This is a genomic window from Flavivirga algicola (assembly GCF_012910715.1).
Classification (GTDB): domain Bacteria; phylum Bacteroidota; class Bacteroidia; order Flavobacteriales; family Flavobacteriaceae; genus Flavivirga; species Flavivirga algicola.
Genome location: NZ_JABBHF010000035.1, coordinates 1 through 352, shown reverse-complemented (window position 1 = coordinate 352; position 352 = coordinate 1). Strand labels below are relative to the sequence as shown.

Below are 352 nucleotides of genomic sequence, written 5' to 3'. Positions count from 1 at the left end.
CCAATTCAAATCTACAGGAACTAATCCTGGAGCTCCACCCCCAGAATCCATTGTTACATCCACAGGGGAAGAACCACTTCCATCTAGACGAGTTAAACTATAAACTATACTACTTGCAGAACCGTTAATAGGTAAAATAGAGTTGATGTCAACTGGCTCACTAAAGGTAAACGTAATGGAAGTTGTTGTTCCTGAATTGGCAACGGTATCTGTTGATCCATTCCAACCTCCCCAATTTGTAAGGGCAAAACCAGAACCAACATTATTATTTGTCACTGTGAGTGTTATTCCATCAATGGTTTCGGTTGTGCTATCACCACTTGCAGCTGCTGTCTCAGAACCAAATAAAGTT

Annotated in this window: 1 protein-coding gene; it reads right to left on the bottom strand. The window is 40.9% G+C overall.

The window, feature by feature from the left end; translation table 11 throughout:
- On the bottom strand, positions 1-352 hold a 352-nt coding region (locus HHX25_RS21090; protein WP_169677392.1), incomplete at both ends, for a hypothetical protein.